The following is a 977-nucleotide window of genomic DNA, read 5'->3' on the forward strand; positions in this document are numbered from 1 at the left end:
CTAGACGAGTAAGTCCGAAGCTCTGCGGCAAAGGGGGAAGGGCCTCGATGATCGTTTTGTGACGAACAACCTCGAGACCCTTCTCACTGCACTGTACGTGAAGATCGACGACGAGCTGGCAGGACCGCGATGGACGGGCAGGCCGCCGGTCCTCACCGACTCCGAACTGGTGTGCGTCGCGGTCGCCCAGGCGCTGCTCGGGTTCACCTCCGAGGCGCACTGGCTGCGCTACGCCCGCAAGCACCTGTCCGGCCTGTTTCCGTACCTGCCGCAGCAGTCCGGCTACAACAAGCGGCTGCGAGCTGCGCTCGGCCTGGTCAAACGGGTGATCTGGATGCTCGCCACCTCCAGCGACTTCTGGCTCGACGACTGCTGGATCGTCGACTCCACCCCGGTGCCCTGCGGGATGTCCCGGCCGACGGTCAAACGCTCAGACCTGGCCGGATGGGCCGGCTACGGCTACTGCGCCAGCCACTCGCGGTTCTACTGGGGACTGAAGCTGTACCTGGTGTGCACCCCGTCGGGAATGCCGATCCTGTGGGCACTGGCCGACCCGAAAATCGGCGAGCGCGAGGTCCTTGCCGCGATGCTCGAGGTCGACGCGGGTGTGGTGGCCGGCCACGACGGCATCCTGCTGATCTGCGACAAGGGCTTCGCCGGCAAGGACTTCGAGACGTTGCTGGGCGAGTACGGGATCACCATGCTGCGCCCGTCCCGCAAGGACGAGAAGGCCCGCTACGGCGAGCCAATGCTCAAGAAGGTCCGGCAGTTGATCGAGTCGGTCAACGACACCCTCAAAGGCCAGCTTGACCTGGAAGACCACGGCGGCCGTTCCTTCCGGGGAGTCGCCATCCGCGTCGCCCAGCGTGTCCTGGCGATGGCCGCCGCGATCTGGCACAACCACATGACCAACGCCCCGACTATCCGGTCACTGATCGCCTACGACCACTGACCGGCGATCGGACTTACTCGTCTAG

The 977-nt window shown here is 65.4% G+C and carries 1 protein-coding gene; it reads left to right on the forward strand.

Annotated elements, in window-relative coordinates; all coding sequences use genetic code 11:
• Positions 1-58: 58 nt before the first annotated feature.
• Positions 59-952: an IS982 family transposase gene (locus ACFLIM_RS50230; RefSeq protein WP_393178037.1), complete on the forward strand. Its 894-nt coding sequence runs from the start codon at positions 59-61 to the stop codon at positions 950-952.
• Positions 953-977: the final 25 nt, after the last annotated feature.

This window comes from Nonomuraea marmarensis (assembly GCF_043197025.1).
GTDB classification, from domain to species: domain Bacteria; phylum Actinomycetota; class Actinomycetes; order Streptosporangiales; family Streptosporangiaceae; genus Nonomuraea; species Nonomuraea marmarensis.